This window comes from Ruegeria sp. HKCCA4633, assembly GCF_013034605.1.
GTDB lineage: Bacteria > Pseudomonadota > Alphaproteobacteria > Rhodobacterales > Rhodobacteraceae > Ruegeria.
On record NZ_WQGJ01000002.1, the window covers coordinates 383,091 to 401,575 of the forward strand.

An 18,485-nucleotide genomic window follows, 5' to 3' on the forward strand; every position below is an offset into this window, starting at 1 on the left:
TCCGTTGCGCCTTATTTGACGACAACACCGCAAAAGCCAAGGTTCCCACATGAACTGGATCACAAACTACGTCCGCCCCCGGATCAACTCGATCTTTTCGCGCCGCGAGGTTCCCGAAAACCTCTGGCATAAGTGCGACGAGTGCGGAACGATGCTGTTCCACCGCGAACTGGCCGAGAACCAGAATGTCTGCACCCAGTGCGGCCACCACATGGCAATTACCCCGCGTGACCGGTTCAAGCACCTGTTCGACGGCGGCGTTTTCACAGAAGTTGAGGTCCCGGCCCCCAAGGACGACCCACTACAATTCCGTGATCAGAAAAAATACCCGGACCGCATGAAAGCGGCGCAGAAAAAGACCGGTGAAAAAGAGGCTATGCTGGTGGTCGTGGGCGAAATTGGACGCACTCCGATTGTTGCTGCCGCGCAGGATTTCTCTTTCATGGGCGGCTCGATGGGCATGTATGTGGGCAACGCGATCATCGCTGCCGCCCAAGAGGCGGTAAAGCTCAAACGCCCGCTGATCCTGTTTTCGGCCGCCGGTGGAGCCCGGATGCAGGAAGGTATCCTAAGCCTGATGCAAATGCCGCGTACCACTGTTGCGGTTGAGATGCTGAAAGAAGCGAACCTGCCCTATATCGTCGTTCTGACCCATCCCACTACTGGGGGTGTAACTGCTTCTTACGCGATGCTGGGCGATGTGCATATCTCGGAACCCAACGCGTTGATCTGCTTTGCCGGCCCCCGTGTGATTGAACAAACGATTCGGGAAAAGCTGCCTGAAGGGTTCCAGCGCGCCGAATATCTGCTGGATCACGGTATGCTGGACCGAGTCACCAAGCGTACCGAAATGCGTGATGAGCTGATTACCATTACCCGGATGCTTACGAACCAGCCTCCGGCAATTGTTGGCGAACTGCCCGCACCAGAACCGGAAGAAGCAGCTGAGGCACCGGCCGAAGAGACCAGCCAGAAATGACCGCACAAACATCTGACGCAATTCTTGATCGGATGATGGCGCTACATCCCAAGATCATTGATCTGACCTTGGACCGCGTTTGGCGTTTGCTGGCTGCGCTGGATCATCCACAGCTCAAGCTGCCCCCGGTTGTCCATATTGCCGGAACCAATGGCAAAGGCTCGACCCAAGCCATGATCCGCGCGGGGCTTGAGGGGGCAGGGCACTCGGCACATGCCTATACCTCGCCCCATTTGGCGCGGTTTCACGAACGCATCCGGCTGGCTGGAGAATTGATCTCGGAATCCGATCTGACGGCGGTTTTGGACGAGTGCTATGCCGCCAACAAAGGTGAAGACATCACCTATTTCGAAATCACCACCTGCGCGGCTCTGTTGGCCTTTGCCCGTACAAAAGCAGACTATACTCTTCTTGAGGTTGGTCTGGGCGGACGACTGGACGCCACTAACGTAATCGATAATCCTGTAGTAACAGTGATTACGCCGGTATCGATCGATCATGAGCAGTTTTTGGGCAACACATTGGGCGAGATCGCAGCTGAAAAGGCCGGGATCATCAAACCCGGCGTGCCCTGCATCGTTGGGCCCCAACAGGACGAAGCCCTTGAGGTCATAGAATATACAGCCGCTCGACTGGGTGCTCCGTTGTTGGTTCATGGGCAACACTGGAATGTGCATGAAGAAAACGGACGCTTGATCTATCAGGACGAAACCGGTTTGCGGGATCTTCCACTGCCCAACCTGCTGGGTGCGCACCAAATTCAGAACGCGGGTGCGGCCGTGGCCGTTTTGCGCCATCTGGACATGGGCGATGACGCCTATGAGGCTGCCGTGACCAAAGCCGAATGGCCCGCCCGTATGCAGCGCCTGAAAACCGGCCCGTTGATCGAACAGGCACCACAGGCCGAGCTTTGGCTGGATGGCGGTCACAACGCGGCAGCAGGAATTGCTCTGGCTGATGTACTGGCCAAACTACCGCAGAAACCGACGCACATGATCTGCGGTATGCTCAACACAAAAGATGTAACCGGGTATCTCTCACCTTTGGCCGGGCAGGCCACAAGCCTAACCGCCGTTTCAATTCCGGGTGAAGCCGCGACACTCAGTGCAGAAGAAACTGCAGCTGCAGCGACCAAAGTCGACTTGCCTGCGTCTACGGCAAACAATGTATCGGAAGCGTTGGCGGCGATCACAGCCGACGACCCCCAAGCCCGTGTGTTGATCTGCGGCTCGCTTTACCTTGCGGGCAATATCCTGCGCGAAAACGGCTAGGCACGCCCCGCGCCCTTCACCTGGCTCGAAATACTTTGGGGAGGCGCGCGCAGCGCCCCCTAGGCACCCCAGTCTTTGTCCTGCATCTCCCTTAGGCGTGAGGCTGTGCGTTCAAACTCAAAGGTCCCTTCGCCTTCCACATAAAGCATTTCGGGCTCAGCTGCGGCGGAACAGATCAAGCGGACCCTGGCCTCATATAGGGAATCGATAAGGGTTACGAACCGCTTGGCTTCGTTAAAGTTGTTGCGCGACAAGCGTGGGATGTCTTCCAGCACCAGCACCTTCACAGCATCGGCAATTGCCAGGTAATCAGCAGGCCCCAACATCCGTCCACACAGGTCGTAGAATGATGCCCGCGCGACCCCGTTGCGAAAGGCAGGCAGCTCAACCGCGCGGCTATTGACTTGAAAAACAAGCGGTTCGGCGGGGCCGCCTGCAAGATCCTTCCAAACCTCTCGTATGTTCTGCCGGGCTTCTGGGCCGATTGGCGAAAAATAGACCGGCGCACCTTCCAGCCGGTTTTGGCGGTAGTCGGTGGGCGAAACCAGTTCCCAAACCCGTAGCTGTTCCTTGATATGCGCAATGAACGGCAGAAACAGCTGCCTGTTCAGCCCATCCTTGTACAGATCATCTGGATGCCGGTTCGAGGTCGTCACAACCACCACGCCACCCTCATTCAACAGATCGAACAGACGTCCAACAATCATCGCATCGGTGATGTCCGTGATCTGCATCTCATCAAATGCCAGCAGCCGGACGGATTTGACCACATCCTTCGCCACAGGAGCCAGTGCATCTTCGACGTTCTCTTTCCGAGCTTTATGCATCCCAGCGTGGATTTCCTGCATGAAAGCGTGAAAATGGACACGTCGCGCCGGTATGTCGCCGAGCGTTTCGACAAACATATCCATCAGCATCGATTTTCCTCGCCCGACTCCTCCCCAAAGATACAATCCTTTTGGGGGTGGAGGCACTTTGCGGAAAAAACCGCGTTTAACTGGCTCTGACAGCGCGGCACGGATACGTTCGAATTGCGGAAGAACGGCCTCTTGTGCGTCGTCGCGGGTCAGGGTTCCATCCGCGACGCGGGCCTCGTATAGCGATATTAGATCCGTCATAATTCCGAGCCTTACCCGCCCGACCGCCCGTTGAAAAGAAACCATTTTTTTTGGCACATCAAATTTGCTTATCCGTGACTGCAAATCTGCTGAATTGACGTCGCCCGCAAAAGCGATACGGTCCTTTGGACGAAACGCCCGAGATATCAATGCCACAATCCGCCCGCTTGCTGAATCCGATCCTGATCGTCGGATGTATTATCATCACGGTCAGTTTTGCCGTGCGTGCATCGTTCGGCGTGTTCCAGATTCCAATCGCGGATGAGTTCGGTTGGCTGCGCACTGACTTTTCAATGGCGATTGCAATTCAAAACCTGGCGTGGGGCATCGGACAGCCCATCTTTGGTGCAATTGCCGAGAAGATTGGCGACCGCAAGGCGATCATTCTGGGTGCTTTGACCTATGCTGCCGGTATGGTGCTTTCTGCATGGTCCGTCACTCCATTTGAGCATCAGATGTATGCGTGGTTGGTAGGCTTCGGCATCGCAGGTACTGGGTTTGGTGTGGTTCTTGCTGTGGTCGGTCGCGCGTCTTCAGACGAAAACCGCTCGATGTCGCTTGCTATCGTCACAGCCGCAGGAAGTTTCGGGCAGGTGCTGGGTGCCCCCACCGCCGAGTGGCTGCTGACCTTCCTGCCTTGGCAGCAGGTTTTTATCGTGTTTGCGGTCGCGATCCTGGCGCTTGTGCTTGCTCTGCCATTCATGCGCGCGCCGCAAAGTGCCAGCAAGACGGAACTGCAAGAAAGCATGAGCGAGATTTTGGGCAAGGCGTTCCGCGATCCTTCTTATGCTTTGATTTTTATGGGGTTCTTTAGCTGCGGGTATCAGTTGGGATTCATCACCGCCCATTTCCCGGCATTTGTGACCGAAATGTGTGGCCCGATTCAGCCCGGTGGTGTTTTGCATTCCGTCGGTATCACCTCGACGTCAGCGCTTGGGGCCGTGTCGATTTCGCTGATCGGTCTGGCCAATATCGGTGGTACGTTGCTGGCGGGATGGGCAGGGAACCACTTCCCCAAGAAATACCTTTTGGCTGGGGTCTACACGGGGCGCACATTGGCAGCGGCTTTGTTTATCCTGTTCCCGATCACTCCTCTATCAGTCATCGTATTCTCGCTGGTGATGGGATCGCTTTGGTTGGCCACTGTGCCACTCACGTCGGGTCTTGTGGCGCATCTTTACGGCTTGCGGTACATGGGAACGCTTTATGGCATCATCTTCTTCAGCCACCAGCTTGGCAGCTTTCTGGGTGTGTGGTTGGGTGGTCGCTTGTATGATCAATTCGGCGATTACAGCATGGTTTGGTGGATCGGCGTCGCGATCGGAGCATTCAGCGCAATCGTGCATCTGCCCATCCGCGAAAATCGTTCTGCCCTTCCGGCCTAAAATCTTCCTAATCAACAAACCAAAAACGGCAAGCACCTGGTGCGACCCAATTTTTCAACGCGATGCCAGACCTATGTGCTAACCAGCCCTGTCTGGGAATAAGCCAGCCAATCCAGCGGCTGAGGCTTCGCAAACACCACGTTCGGTAATCAGCCCGGTGACAAGCCGGTTTGGGGTGACGTCAAAGGCCGGATTGCCCCCCTCCGTTCCAACTGGGGTCACGCGCACATCCGAAATCGCGGAGTGCTCATCAACACCGAGGATATGAGTCACTTCGCGTGTATCGCGTTCTTCGATTGGAATTTCAGCTACGCCATCGCGCACGGTCCAATCTATTGTCGGAGAAGGCAGGGCAACATAAAATGGAATATTGTTGTCATGCGCTGCCAACGCCTTGAGGTAGGTGCCTATCTTATTGCAGACGTCACCCTGTGCCGTGGTGCGGTCGGTGCCAGTGATAACCATGTCAACCAACCCATGCTGCATCAGGTGCCCCCCGGCATTGTCCACGATGTAGCGATGGGGGATGCCGTGCTCGCCCAGTTCCCATGAGGTCAGCGCACCTTGATTGCGGGGCCGGGTTTCATCCACCCAAACATGCAGGGGGATGCCCTCGTTATGCGCATGATACATGGGGCTTGTGGCTGTGCCCCAATCGACTGTCGCCAACCATCCTGCGTTGCAATGGGTCAACAGCCGCACTGGTTCCCCCGCGGGTTTGCGCGCGGCAATCTCTTTGATCAACTCCAGCCCGTGGCGACCAATTGCGGCGTTGATTTCGACGTCTTCGTCAGCGATTTCCTGCGCCAAGACCCATGCGCGTTCGGCACGATCGGACACAGCCAGCGGCATCAGGGCCTCTCGGCATCTGTCCAAAGCCCAACGCAGGTTGATTGCGGTGGGCCGCGTTGCGTGCAAAACATCATACGCCGCATCAAACGACGCTTCGGAGCTATCACGGGACATCTGTTCAGCTATGCCAAAAGCGGCTGTCGCGCCAATCAAAGGTGCGCCCCTGACCCACATATCCCGAATTGCAGCTGCAAACTCATCCAACGTTTTCAAGGTTACGACCCGGAAATCATGCGGCAACCAGCGTTGATCGATAATCCGAACCTCGCCCTGTGACTTGTCCCACCAAATCGATCTGTAGTGAGTGCCCTGTACTTGCATAATGCAGTCTCCGTGTTCGAATGGTCTGATCAGAATTCAAACACAGCGTGCGTTCTTACGCGGGCCTTGTAAACGGTCGTTTCTGATTTCGTATCAGTATTTTGGATCGGCTTCCGTTATAGTCAGCCACGCGTAGCGGCGCGTATTTCCCGTTCCAATGCATCCAGAAACCGCGACCGATCTGCTTTGCTGAAGGGTCGTCCACCACCACTCGCTCCAAGTGGGTTGGCGGCGCGCAGGTCAGCCATCAAGTCGCGCATCGCGAGTTGTTGACCAATATTGGCTGCGGTGAAAGTCTCGCCGTTGGGGCGCAAGACCCGTGCGCCTGCTTCAACGCATTTGGCAGCCAGAGGGATGTCGGACGTAACAACCACATCCCCTTTACCGCACCGCTCGGCGATCCACTTGTCGGCCTCATCAGCGCCTTCTGAGACGATGACAACCTGCACCAGCGGATTGGCCGATGGGCGAAGCCCCCCATTGGACACCAGCGCCACGGGCACTTTGTGCCGTGTTGCCACCCGTTCAGCTTCGGCCTTCACAGGGCAGGCGTCGCCGTCAACATAAAGCGTGGTCACGCCTTCTTAGCCTCTTTCTTGGCGGGTTCAGCTGGTTTTTTACGCACTTTGAATTCTTCAGGAATAGGCATCCGATTGAACGCATCCAGACCTGCAATCTTGTATGCTTCGGCCAGGGTTGGATAGTTGAACGTGTTCTGAACGAAATAATCCACGGTACCCTTAAGGTTCAACACGGCCTGAGCAATGTGAATCAGTTCGGTCGCGCCTTCGCCAACAATCTGCACACCCAAGACCCGGCGGGTTTTGAGCGAGAACAGCATTTTCAGCATCCCGTGCTCCAACCCCATGATATGCCCGCGCGATGTTTCGCGGAACCGGGCGACGCCGACCTCATAGGGTATACCGCGTTCCTGCAGTTCTTCTTCGGACATGCCGCAGGTTGAAATCTCGGGAACCGAGTAGATGCCGTAGGGATACCACGGGCTTTCCGGCAGTGTGGGTGTTTCAAGTGCGTGACAGGCGGCCACGCGCCCTTGTTGCAGAGACGTCGAGGCCAGAGATGGGTGCCCGATCACGTCGCCGGTCGCATAGATATGCGGCACTGCTGTCTGGTATGTCTTACGATCCACCTTGATCCGGTTGCGGTGATCTGTTTCCAGCCCAACGGCATCGAGATTGAGTTTTGATGTCGCGCCCATGCGTCCGGCAGCAAACAAAAGCATTTCTGCCCGAACATGGCGGCCGTTATCCAATGTCACTTCCACATGTTCACCGGCATCTTCGATCTTTTCAACAGCCGAACCCAATCGCAGGTCAACACCATTTTCTCGGATCTGATGCGTGAAATCATGGATCAAACGGCTGTCGATGAAATCCAGAAACGTGTCGCGCGGTTCGATCAATGTCACCCTTACGTCCAGGGCCGAAAACATCGTGGCGTATTCGACCCCAATGACGCCCGCACCAATGACGACCAAGGATCGTGGAATTTCCGCCATTTCCAGAAATTCGTCACCATCGACCACGGTCTTGCCGTTGAAAGGCACATATTCCGGGCGATAGGTTTTGGTGCCAGTTGCGACCAGGAACTTGGCAGCCGTCACCCGCGTAGTCTCGCCAGCGTCGGTCGCAACTTCGACCTCATGAGGTCCAACGAACTTGGCCAGGCCATCCAGCGTATCGACATGGTTGCGGTTGAACTGGTGTTCCAACACATCGACCTCATGATCGAGCGTCATATGCAGGCGGGCCTTAAGATCTTCGGCGCGAATCTGGTCTTTGACCCGATAGGAACGGCCGTAAAAGCTGCGTTCACGCCAGCCCGAGAGGTTCAGAACCGTTTCACGCAGGGTCTTGGACGGGATGGTGCCGGTATGAACCGAAACACCGCCGAAGCGATCCTTGCGGTCGATCACAAGAACGCGACGCTTCAGTTTACCGGCTTGAATGGCTGCTGACCGCCCCGAAGGGCCGGACCCGATGATAATCAGGTCATAGTCATATTCGCTCATGCCTCAGTCTCCGTACAGCGCTTCCGCATGGAATGTGATGTGGTCTTCCATAAATGTGGAAACGAAGAAGTACGAATGGTCATAACCGGGCTGGAAGCGATAGGTTGCCTGCTGACGGCGCTCGGCGATGGCTTGGGCCAGCGCTTCGGGGCGCAGCAGATCCATGAACTGGTCATTGGCACCGGTATCGATCAGGATCGGGCCGTCGAACCCTTTTTCCTTCATCAGTAAAGATGCATCATGCTTGGCCCACAGGGTTTCATCACTGCCCAGATAGGCGCTTAACTGTTTGCGGCCCCAATCTGCACCCGTAGGGTTCGAAATCGGTGCAAAGGCGGAAACCGAGCGGAACCGTCCGGGCAGATTCATCGCCAAAGTCAGGGCTCCGTGACCGCCCATGGAATGCCCGGTGATGGCCTGGCGTTCGCTGTCGATTGCAAAGTTCTCAACCAGCAAGGCGGGCAGTTCTTCGGCGATGTAATCCCACATCTGGAAATGTGGGGCCCAGGGATCTTGCGTCGCGTTTACATAAAACCCTGCGCCCTGTCCCAGATCATAGTCTTCATGATCAGCGACCCCCTCGCCACGCGGCGAGGTATCGGGGAATACAACGGCGATCCCTTGTTCTGCCGCCCAAGCCTGCGCACCGGCTTTGGTCATCGCGTTTTCATGCGTGCAGGTCAGCCCGGAAAGGTACCACAAGATCGGAACCGGTCCGTCCTTTGCCTCGGCGGGAAGAAAAAGGCCAAAGGTCATGTCGCATTGGCAAGCCGAAGAGGCATGGCGGTATACGCCCTGCACTCCGCCAAAACAGGCGTTTTCCGAGAGGGTTTCCATCAGGCATAGTCCTTACATTCGAGTCGCGACATGGCTAACGATCCAAAGACGCCGCGTAAAGTCCGACCACCTTCGGCAAGAGTATTTTTCGAAATGCTGAAGGTCAAAGACCGCTCAGCCAGGTGATGACCAGCGGCACGGTCAGGATGCTGGCAACCGTCGAAAGAAGAATGGCGGCCGAAGCCCTGTGTGGGGCTACCCCGTAATGTGCCGCCAACATGTAAACATTACCTGCTACCGGCAAAGCGGCGGCCGCGATTGCAACCGTGGCCGAAAAGGTATCAATCGGCACCAGCCAGATCAGTGCAACCGCAACACAGGCTGGGTGAATCACCAGTTTACAAAAGCTCAACCAAACGGCGATTTCGACACGTTCAGCAGATTTGTCGGCTAGTGACGCTCCGATGGCAAACAACGCACCCGGGGTAGCAGCACCGCCAAGAATGGTTAGAAAATCATACAAAGGTACAGGGACCGGGATTTCCATCGATGACCAGAGCAATCCCGCCGAGATGGACACAATCATCGGGTTTTTGAGTAACCCAAGCCCAATCAGTTTTAAGGTTGCGGGGGTCAACTTGCCATCGCGGCCTCCGTTAATCAGGATCACGATGAGGGACGAAAAAACAACCAGGTCCACTGTCAGGACCACCATTACCGGTCCGATCGCAGCCTCGCTGAACAAAAGCGCCAGCATGGGCAGCCCCAAAAAGCCAACATTGCCGATAGCTGCGCATTGTGCCTCGACGGCTGCCGTTGGAACATCCAGCCCGCGCATCCATGCGACACAGGTCGCCAGAGCATAAACTGCTATTGTGACGATCAAATACCCAACGACGAGGCGCGCATTGAAGATTTCGGCAAAAGGCAAAGTGGCCGCAAAGCGAAACAGCATAGCTGACAGAGCAAAGAAGAATACGAATTTGGTCAGATAGGCGGTGGCCTCGGCGGTGAAAAACCGCGTGCGCCCCGCCCAGTATCCCAGGCCGATTATCGCAAAAAAGGGTAGGGTGCGCAGAAAGACATCGACCATGGATCGACTCCTAACATGGTTTGTCTTCGCTGCAAGTCGGTGGCCTCGTAGAGCGCGCGGAAGGTTCGACTAAGACGGAGTCCGAAAATCGTTGTATCTGAACCGAGCGGTTTATAAACTGGTACAACGTTCAATCCCGGAGATGACATGACCCAGACCGCCACCATCCTGCGCACAGGCCGTAAGTTTGATCAGGTTTTGCGCGGGGCCCGAGAGGTTTTCATGGCGGACGGGTTTGAAGGCGCAAGTGTAGACGACATTGCCCGCGCTGCCGGTGTGTCGAAAGCAACTCTGTACAGCTATTTTCCGGACAAGCGCCTTTTGTTCATGGAAGTGGCGCAAAACGAATGTCGCCTGATGTCTGAGCGCATTCTTTCAATGATTGATGAGACCAAACCTGCGCGTGAAGTCCTACAGATCGCCGCCACGCAGCTTACGGCCTTTCTTGTATCCGAATTCGCACAGCAAGTGTTTCGGATTTGTGTTGCCGAGCGGGATCGGTTCCCCGAACTGGGCCGTGCCTTTTACGAGGCCGGACCGCAGAACGGTCAAAGACAAATGGCAGCGTACCTCGAAAAAGCGGTGTCCAAGGGAGAGCTGTGTATCGAGGATGTGCAGATTGCAGCGGAACAATTCTCGGAATTGTGCAAGGTGCGCATCTGGTCGCGCGCTGCATTTGGTATTCAAAACTGCTTTCGCCAAGACGAAATCGATGAAATTGCGACGCAGGCTGTGGACATGTTTATGGCTAACTACGGGTGCGGACCGTCGAAAAAGTGATGGCCAACGCCCTGAACAGGACGTCGACCATCGTTCACTCACCAAAACACTCGATACAGATAAGCTTAATTCCAAAAGCCTTTTGAAATCCTTTACTCGATAAATGTTCGCGCCAAGCGATCACTTATGGGCTGCGCCAAAAAGGCAATTACTGCGCGCTCACCAGTGGTTACAAAAAGGTCTGCAGGCATTCCGGGCACCAGGTCCAGTGCCGCAACCTCGTCAGATTGCTGATCGTCCAGTTTGACCCGCGCTTTGTAGTAGGCTTCGCCGGTCCGTTCATCTTCCAACGCGTCGGCCGAGATATCAAAAATGGCGCCCTGCGCTTCGGGAACGTCGGCCTGGGCGAAGGCAGACATACGAATACGCGTGGCTTGTCCGACCTTCAGCTTGTCGATATCGCCTGGTTTCACACGTGCTTCGACAATCAACTCTTGATCGGCGGGCACGATTTCCATGATGTGTTCACCGGGCCTTATCACCCCGCCCGTGGTTGACGCAGCAAGGTTTACAACCCGACCGCTGGTTGGTGCTAGGATCTCGATCCGCTTGCGGCGCTCCACAACACCGGCAAATTGCGGACGCAAGAGGTCAAGCTGTGCATCGACAACGGCCAACTCACCTGCAAGGACTTCATCCCTCAGCTTTTGCCGACTGATCATTGTCAATTTCAACTCGCTGACCTGGTTTTCCGCCTGGGCAATCTGTGTCCGAAGCGAAGCATCGGCGCCCAAAAGCCGTTCAACCTCGATCTGCCGCGCACTGACCCGTGTGACCGCAACCAAGCCCTTGTCCAAAAGGGTCCGCAAGCCTTCCAGCTCTGTCTGCGTGATGGCCATCTGGTTCTGCGTGCTGATCCGTTGCTCGTTGAGGCCATCGATTTGATCGCGAAGCGCCGAAATACGTTGTGCGTTGATTTCCACCCCGGTCGCGCGGGCGCGGTATTCGGCATCAAACAGTTGTTTTTGCGTCAGAAAAGCAGAGGCCCATTGCACGCGGCTCATACCTTGTTCAAAGCGCTGAAACGCTTGGGATTCGTCAAACCGTGTCTGCCCTTTCATCTGCGCGATCAGCCTGGCGCGGCGTACAGAAAGTTCGCCGATTTGGCTGCCCAGGACGTTCAGATCAACGTCGATTTCGGTGCTGTCCAAGCGGATCAGCGGTTGTCCCTGTTCAACAAACGCGCCATCGGTGACCAGAATGGACCGTATGATCCCACCATCCAGATGCTCGACGGTTTTGCGGTCTCCTTCAACGACGAAGGATGCAGGGGCCACAACAGCACCGTCAAGTTTGGATGCGAACGCCCAGTAGATGCTTCCGCCGACAAAGGCCATCAGAGTGAAGAGACCAACCAGAACATATAGTCGAATACCGGTTGTAGCTTCAGACATGTCAACAACTTGCGCATCATGAAGATCGGGCGCGGTGTTGTTCGAAGTATAGGGAACGATCCGGGTCATTGGGCGGCTCCTTTAATGCGGGTGTTTTCTGAAAGGCGAAGGGCGGGCTTGCCAGATGCAGCGCGTTGCGCGGACGATTTAAGTACATTTTGAGTTTTGACCTTCAATACGTCGCCCTTGTCGCCGAATTGGGTTTGGGATCCGTTGCGAAGAACCATGACCTTGTTGGCCGCCTGCAAGGTGGCCGGGCGGTGGGTCATCACGATACTGATTGAGCCCCTGGCCTGAGCTGCAAGAATGGCGTCGCGCAACGCTTTTTCGCCATCGGCATCCAGATCCGAGTTCGGCTCATCCAGCACCAACACAAACGGGTCACCATAAAGCGCCCGGGCCAGAGCAAGACGCTGTCGCTGTCCGCCAGACAAGAAAAACCCTTTGCCAATGCGCGTTTCATACCCATCAGGCAAGCCGCTGATCAGCTCATGCAATCCGGCCTCGCGAGCAGCGCGCAGCACCTCGGCGTCGTCGATGAACATTGCAAAGCGACCGATGTTTTCGCGGATGGTGCCGTCAAACAGTTCTACGTCCTGCGGCAGATATCCGATCTGCTTGCCCAGATCTTCTTGGTTCCATTTCGACATTGGGCTGCTGTCAAGCAAAACCTCACCGCGCTGCGAGTGCCAAATCCCGGCCAACATCTTACCCAGCGTTGTTTTGCCGGATCCACTGGGGCCGATAATCGCCAACACATCACCCGCTGACAGGTTGAAATCAATGCCGCGAAGTGTGGCATTAACTGCACGTGGCGGGGCCGCCTGTGCGATTTTCACATCCAAAGATTTGAACGCACGGGGCAGGTGCAGATTGGCGGGTTTTTCTGCGAATTCTTCGGTCAGTTTGGTAATCTTTGTATATGAGCCGCGTGCCGCCAGAAAAGTGCGCCATTGCCCAATCAACTGATCGATTGGGGCCAGTGCACGGGCCAGTACGATCGTGGCCGCAATCATGACACCAGCCGTGGTTTCACCCGTAATGGCCAGTGCCGCGCCAAGGCCAAGCGCCGCAGATTGCAGCCCCATGCGCAGTGTCTTGGACATGACCGAAAAACTAGCAATCCGGTCAGCAACACGGGCCTTCTGGCGATGCGCATCAACCTGAAGGGCCGTCCAGCGCCGAACCAGATCGGACTTCATGCCCAGAGCATGGACCAGTTCGGCATTGTTGTCCCCGGTTCGAAACAACGCGTCCGAGCGCCCACGGGCCTCTGCGGCCTGCTGCATCGGTTGATGTGCACGGGCATTGTTAATCAGGGCCATCGCGGTCAGCGTCAGGGCTCCGGCCAATCCGAGCAGCCCGAGAAGGGGATGCAGAACATACAAAACCAACAGGTAAATCGGTATCCAAGGGGCATCGAAAAAGGCGGTCAGGCTTGTACCCGAGATGAACTCGCGAAACCCGTTCACGTCTTCAACGAGATTGTCGCCCGCAGCGGCTTCACCCTGTACCCGGCGTTTCATGGCGGCCCCAAGAACGGGGGCGCCAACATTCATTTCGAACCGGGCCGCAAGCCTGCCCAGAATACGCATCCGGATCAGATCAAGGCAGGCGATCACCGCGAAGACGCCCGCCAACAGCAACGACAGGGCGATCAACGTGTCAGCATTCTGGCTGGTCAGCACGCGGTCATAGACTTGGAGCATATAGATTGGTCCGGCCAGCATCAGCAGGTTCAGAAACAGGCTAAAGAAGGCGACCGCAACAAATCCTTTGCGCAGCGACCCCCAAGCGGCTTTGACGGGATTGGTTTTCTGCAACATCGTGTTGATCCTTTCCGGTTTGGAAAAACGGGGCGACCTCAAGCCGCCCCGCCTATTGCTTGCTTAAGCGACGAAATCGTCTTCGCTCAGGTCAGCTGAGTTGATGCCGGCCAGACGGACCGAACCTTCGTTTCCGAAGCTGATCACCGCATCGTCACCGTCTTGGGCCACGTTGACTTGGTTGCCAAAATCGGATCCGAAATCACCGAATTGCAGCTGATCCCGACCAATTTCAAAATCCTCGATGGTGTCATTTCCGAAGTTCGTGCCAAACTGGAACGTATCCGCGCCTTCACCACCGATCAGGACGTCGTCACCGCCTTCACCATTCAGCAGGTCATCACCGTCCGCACCGTTCAGCACATTGGTCTGATCGCTGCCGATGATCACGTCGCCATCATCGGACCCAATAACGTTTTCAATGGAGCGCAGGATGTCGGTTTCAATCTGGTTTTCGATGACGTCCTGCCCAATGACACCGGTGCCACCTTCAGCATTCACGTCCAGCGTGGCCCCTGCATCCACCAGCGTATCCTGCACGACCGGTCCGTTCTGACCAGCAGGTGCATTGTGCAGATGGATGGCCGACACGACGCCAGGGATCGGAGTGTTCAGGTCAGCTTCGTTCAGCCCCACAACGCTCAGTTCACTTGAATACGTGACTTCGCCGGTGGCCAGGTTCTGAGTGATCACAACAGTTGCGTCACCTGTGGCTTCGCTGTCCGAAGTTGGCCCAGGTTCCTGCGCTGCATCCAAACCACCACTGAGGGTCACTGTGCGAATACCGTGTTCCGTCACGTCGCTGTCGACCAGCAATTGGCCACGGATTTCACCACCGGGGAAGTCCGCGGTATGGATGTTATAGTACAGGTTGCCCTGAGCCGCCTGTTCGACAAAAGCCGCACCATCGGTGATGTTTGATCCGAACTGATCCGGCGCAGCAACGACTGCATTCTCAATAGACACGTTGAACCCGGTGTCACGTGTGGCCGTGCCATTGCCGTTGGCGTCCAGACGAACTTCGACCGCAACATCCAGCTCCGAGAAGTCCGCAGTGTCGTTGCCGTCGCCACCGTCGATGAAGTCATTGCCCAGACCACCTGTCAGAACGTTGTCTGCATCGCCGGCGATCAGAACATCATCGCCAGCGCCACCGTCGATGTTGCCATTGGTGGTGCCCAGATCGACAAAGATATCGTCGCCAGCGCTCAGCAGAACATTGCCGTTGATCACACCTGCGTCGTCGTTGACGATTGTAACAGTGCCTGCATCTGAAGCGTCGATGGCATTGACCGTGCCACGGATCTCGCCCTCGTTTAGGATTGCACCCAGCAGGTTCAGACCGCCATCGACGCGGATACCAGCGGCAGCATCCGAGTCTTCGGACCCGGCAATCAGACCTTCGTTGACCACAACACCCGCAAAAGAGGCGTCATCCTGGCTGGTGAACAGGCGCAGACCGTCCCCGACCTGGTTGCCTTCAACCGCGTCGCCACGACCTTGCAGCGTACCTTCGTTCACAACAACCGCCGAGACAACGTCGCCCGACACGTCACCGGTTTGCAGAGATACGGCAGAACCATTGTTGCCTTCGCCCGCATCCACCAAGCCGGTGTTTGTGAACGCATAGTTATCGGCTGTGCCATCCGCATAAACAGTGCCATTGCGCTGGTTTCCGGTGCCAAGGATTTCGCCTTCGTTGAGCACCTCAAGCCCAACGCCATCGATGTTCAGCGCGCGACTGTCTGACGTGACAAGGCCACGGTTAACGAACGATCCGCCGGAATGGTCACCGGTTCCAAAGTAGACGCCGTTCTGACCGCCTGCGAACACACCAGTTTCTTCATTGATCAACTGGCCCTGGAAATTAACATTGTTCACAGCTCGGAATGCGCCAACAGTGCCATTTGCGCCTTCAGATGTGACGCTACCACTGTTGATGATGTTCCCTGTGAACGAGGCAGGCGCAAAGCCACCCTCCTGACGCACACCTTCCAGACGAATGCCGTCGCCCGCCGTACCCAGCGCCGCACCCGCGTTACCACGACCGGCGATGACGCCTGCGTTCTCGATTTCAATGTCACCATTGCCTTCTTCGGCCAGCGATAGCGAGATGCCCGCGCCGTTGTTGTGCTCCCCCGCGTCAATCGTGCCTGTTGCCAGATTGTTGATCGAATAATCACGCGCTGTGTCGTCGGCGTAGATCGTTCCGTTGCGCTGGTCACCGGTACCAAGAACATCACCGCCGTTGATCAGGTCGACGCCAGATCCGTCGATGTTAACCGCGCGACTGCCGGATTGGATGGTGCCAAAGTTCAGCACGTCCAGATCATGTTCACCATTGCCAATGTAAAGGCCGTTGCGAGGGCCTTCGATCACACCGGTTGAGGTGTTCAAGATCTCACCTTCGGCATTTGCGCCATCTGCGATGCGGATTCCGGCAGCTGTGCCCTGATTGCTTTCGGTCGAGATCAGGCCGCTGTTTATGATCTCAGTTTCCAGGATGGTGCCTTCAGCGCCGTCGTCGATCCGGACACCGTCGCCCGCCAGCGGGGTGTTGGCAGCCGCCTGACCGCGGCCCTGAATGGTCGCACCAAAGGCGTTGAACACGTCGGTTTCCACGCGGTCACCGGTTTCATCACCGATCTGCAGGGAAACACCTACGCCCTGGTTGCCTTCGCCTGCATCAATCGTACCGCCGGTGAAGTTCGAGATCGAGACGTCCTCGGCCGTCGAGTTGGTGTAGATGGTACCATTGCGCTGGTCGCCAGTGCCGACGATGTCGCCAAAGTTGCGCACATCGATGCCCTGACCTTGAATGTCGACAGCACGGCTGTCGGAAGATATGACGCCGCCACGGAAGTTGTCCAGGCTGCCCGAGCTTTCGGCACCAGCAAACTGCACGCCGTTAAACTCACCCGCGATTTCGCCGAAATTGCGAACCGCAGCGCTTCCGGTGACTTGGACACCAGTGGCCAATGCGTCGGGACCATTGTTCGCTTCGATCCGGCCTGAGCGGAAGTTAAAGACATCCACGTCCTGCCCTTGAGCCTGAACGGCGGCAACAGCGTTGTTAGTGACGGTCTCACCAAAGTTCAGCAGGCGTGAAAAATCATTGGCCAGAACAAAGGCAGGTGTGTCGTCGACGACTGTGGATTGAAAGAAGTTGTTGATGAGGGTTTGGCCGTCGCGGGATGTCTCTTGTGCCAGGGTCGACGTGGTCAAGAGACGGGCGCGCAGGCTATCTGCAAATTGGGACAACATGGATCACTCCGTCATTAAGTTGCGTTCGTGCTGGCGACCCATCTGCCGGGCCACCGACGCAACAAAGGACTAGGCCGCCCCGCGCGACATCTGAAATTCATGGTTCAAATCGGGTGTATAACCGTCGCGAATACTCACGGGTTTCGTGAGGTAGGCGCAGGCAGTTTCACAGCAAACAAAGGGATTGCGCCAAATCCAGCGCCAGCTGGAAGGCTATTCAATTTCGAATTCTGACAGATTTGTCATCGGATGTGAGCGCCAATCAGAACCGATAGGCCCCTGCAGCCTTCTGGAATCTGTCGCCAAATCGTATCTTGATAGCTGATTAAATCGCGAATTTTGCTTCAGGACGGGATACCCTTTGAACCTCAGAGATTTGGAATATGTCCTTGCCATCGCCAAACACGGCCAGTTCAGTCAGGCGGCGGCCGCGTGCAACGTGTCTCAGCCGGCAATGTCGAACCAGATCAAAAAGCTGGAACAGGAGCTGGGCGCTGACTTGTTCCTACGTCTGAACAACGAGGTGCGCCCAACGCTGTGCGGCGAACGCATTGTCGAGATTGCGCAGCGTATTCTGAAAGACGCCCAGAAAATCCGCGATACCGCGATCGAATTTCGCGACCCCGAGGCGGTTCCGCTGACAATAGGCATGACGCCGACGCTGGCACCATATCTGACGGGTTACTTTTCAGAGCTTTTCAGCACGCTGTTTCCAAGGATGCGCGTTACGCTGATCGAAGATCTGCCCCAGAACATGCTTCATATGGTCGAAGATCACACATTGGATATGGCGCTGGTCGCCAAGGTCAACAACAGCGCCAATTTAGACTTCACTTCAATCTGGTCCGAGCCATTGTTCTTGGCTTTGCGCCAAGGGCATCCGCTGTCAACGCTTACCTCCATTGCCCCCGATGAGGTACCGCCGCATGATTTTATCCGGCTGCCGCACAGTTTTGGCTACGATCTTGAAGATCATTTGCCAAAACAGGACGGGACAACCCGGATCAGCAAGCGTTTTGATCTGACAGCGTTGCGGTTTGAAACGATCTGTCGTCACATTTGCCATTCAGACGACTGCACAATTGTTTCGGCATTGGCGGCAGAACAGTTCAAGCGGGACAACTGGCCGTTGCACTTTATACCCTTTGAAGCACCGGGGCACCTGCGCGATCTTGGCGCCGCCACGCGCCCCAATTGCCCAAGAAAACCAATGCTCGCACGCATCGGAGCCTATATTCGGGAAAATCCACCTGTGGGTGTGATCCCGACTTATCAGTCGGATGGCCTAACTGAAGGTAAAACCAAGCCCTCCGTCACGGTGCCTGAGAAAGCCTGACGTTTTTAAAATGTACCGGGCTGCCCACTCAGCCTATTGACGTAAGCCAAAGTGCGG

14 protein-coding genes are annotated in these 18,485 nt (G+C 56.1%); 5 read left to right on the top strand and 9 right to left on the bottom strand.

Annotated elements, in window-relative coordinates; translation table 11 throughout:
* Nucleotides 1–49: 49 nt before the first annotated feature.
* Both accD and GOV85_RS08360 read left to right on the top strand, forming a co-directional pair.
* The gene (gene accD / locus GOV85_RS08355; protein ID WP_171176873.1) at nt 50–979 is read left to right on the top strand and encodes an acetyl-CoA carboxylase, carboxyltransferase subunit beta; all 930 of its coding nucleotides are present in this window, start codon (nt 50–52) and stop codon (nt 977–979) included.
* The gene (locus GOV85_RS08360; RefSeq protein ID WP_171176875.1) at nt 976–2,250 is read left to right on the top strand and encodes a folylpolyglutamate synthase/dihydrofolate synthase family protein; all 1,275 of its coding nucleotides are present in this window, start codon (nt 976–978) and stop codon (nt 2,248–2,250) included. The genes accD and GOV85_RS08360 overlap by 4 nt, the downstream gene beginning before the upstream one ends.
* 59 nt (nt 2,251–2,309) lie before the next feature.
* Here GOV85_RS08360 and zapE read toward each other — a convergent pair whose 3' ends face one another.
* Entirely contained in the window at nt 2,310–3,368 is a 1,059-nt protein-coding gene (zapE, locus tag GOV85_RS08365) for a cell division protein ZapE (RefSeq protein WP_171176877.1), read from the bottom strand.
* 149 nt (nt 3,369–3,517) lie between these two features.
* Between zapE and GOV85_RS08370 the strand changes: the two genes are divergently transcribed.
* On the top strand, nt 3,518–4,753 hold the full coding sequence (locus tag GOV85_RS08370) for an MFS transporter (RefSeq protein ID WP_171176880.1): 1,236 nt from the start codon (nt 3,518–3,520) through the stop codon (nt 4,751–4,753).
* Nucleotides 4,754–4,831: 78 nt separating this feature from the next.
* Here GOV85_RS08370 and mtnA read toward each other — a convergent pair whose 3' ends face one another.
* The 5 genes from mtnA to GOV85_RS08395 all read right to left on the bottom strand — a co-directional run bounded on the left by mtnA (nt 4,832) and on the right by GOV85_RS08395 (nt 9,828).
* Nucleotides 4,832–5,926 (bottom strand): S-methyl-5-thioribose-1-phosphate isomerase, encoded by a 1,095-nt coding sequence (gene mtnA, locus GOV85_RS08375; protein WP_171176881.1) that lies wholly within the window; start codon nt 5,924–5,926, stop codon nt 4,832–4,834.
* 122 nt (nt 5,927–6,048) lie between these two features.
* Nucleotides 6,049–6,504 carry a YaiI/YqxD family protein gene (locus GOV85_RS08380; RefSeq protein ID WP_171176884.1) on the bottom strand — a complete coding sequence of 152 codons (456 nt, stop codon included), beginning with the start codon at nt 6,502–6,504 and terminating at the stop codon, nt 6,049–6,051.
* A complete protein-coding gene (gene sthA / locus GOV85_RS08385) occupies nt 6,501–7,958 on the bottom strand; it encodes a Si-specific NAD(P)(+) transhydrogenase (protein WP_171176886.1) in 1,458 nt (485 codons plus the stop codon). Before sthA ends, GOV85_RS08380 begins: the two co-directional genes overlap by 4 nt.
* A 3-nt stretch (nt 7,959–7,961) precedes the next feature.
* Nucleotides 7,962–8,795 carry an S-formylglutathione hydrolase gene (gene fghA / locus GOV85_RS08390; protein ID WP_171176888.1) on the bottom strand — a complete coding sequence of 278 codons (834 nt, stop codon included), beginning with the start codon at nt 8,793–8,795 and terminating at the stop codon, nt 7,962–7,964.
* Between the two features lie 103 nt (nt 8,796–8,898).
* On the bottom strand, nt 8,899–9,828 hold the full coding sequence (locus GOV85_RS08395; RefSeq protein ID WP_171176890.1) for an AEC family transporter: 930 nt from the start codon (nt 9,826–9,828) through the stop codon (nt 8,899–8,901).
* Nucleotides 9,829–9,975: 147 nt separating this feature from the next.
* Here GOV85_RS08395 and GOV85_RS08400 point away from each other — a divergent pair, with 147 nt between their 5' ends.
* Nucleotides 9,976–10,608, top strand: a complete 633-nt coding sequence (locus GOV85_RS08400; protein WP_171176892.1) for a TetR/AcrR family transcriptional regulator — start codon at nt 9,976–9,978, stop codon at nt 10,606–10,608.
* A gap of 92 nt (nt 10,609–10,700) precedes the next feature.
* Here the strand turns inward: GOV85_RS08400 and GOV85_RS08405 are convergent, their stop codons facing one another.
* The 3 genes from GOV85_RS08405 to GOV85_RS08415 all read right to left on the bottom strand — a co-directional run bounded on the left by GOV85_RS08405 (nt 10,701) and on the right by GOV85_RS08415 (nt 17,092).
* A complete protein-coding gene (locus GOV85_RS08405; protein ID WP_171176895.1) occupies nt 10,701–12,071 on the bottom strand; it encodes an HlyD family type I secretion periplasmic adaptor subunit in 1,371 nt (456 codons plus the stop codon).
* A complete protein-coding gene (locus tag GOV85_RS08410; protein ID WP_171176897.1) occupies nt 12,068–13,828 on the bottom strand; it encodes a type I secretion system permease/ATPase in 1,761 nt (586 codons plus the stop codon). The genes GOV85_RS08405 and GOV85_RS08410 overlap by 4 nt, the downstream gene beginning before the upstream one ends.
* 63 nt (nt 13,829–13,891) lie before the next feature.
* The gene (locus GOV85_RS08415; protein WP_171176899.1) at nt 13,892–17,092 is read right to left on the bottom strand and encodes an S-layer family protein; all 3,201 of its coding nucleotides are present in this window, start codon (nt 17,090–17,092) and stop codon (nt 13,892–13,894) included.
* 361 nt (nt 17,093–17,453) lie between these two features.
* Here GOV85_RS08415 and GOV85_RS08420 point away from each other — a divergent pair, with 361 nt between their 5' ends.
* Nucleotides 17,454–18,428, top strand: coding sequence for a LysR family transcriptional regulator (locus tag GOV85_RS08420; protein ID WP_171176901.1), 975 nt, complete (start codon nt 17,454–17,456; stop codon nt 18,426–18,428).
* The last annotated feature ends 57 nt before the right edge of the window (nt 18,429–18,485 follow it).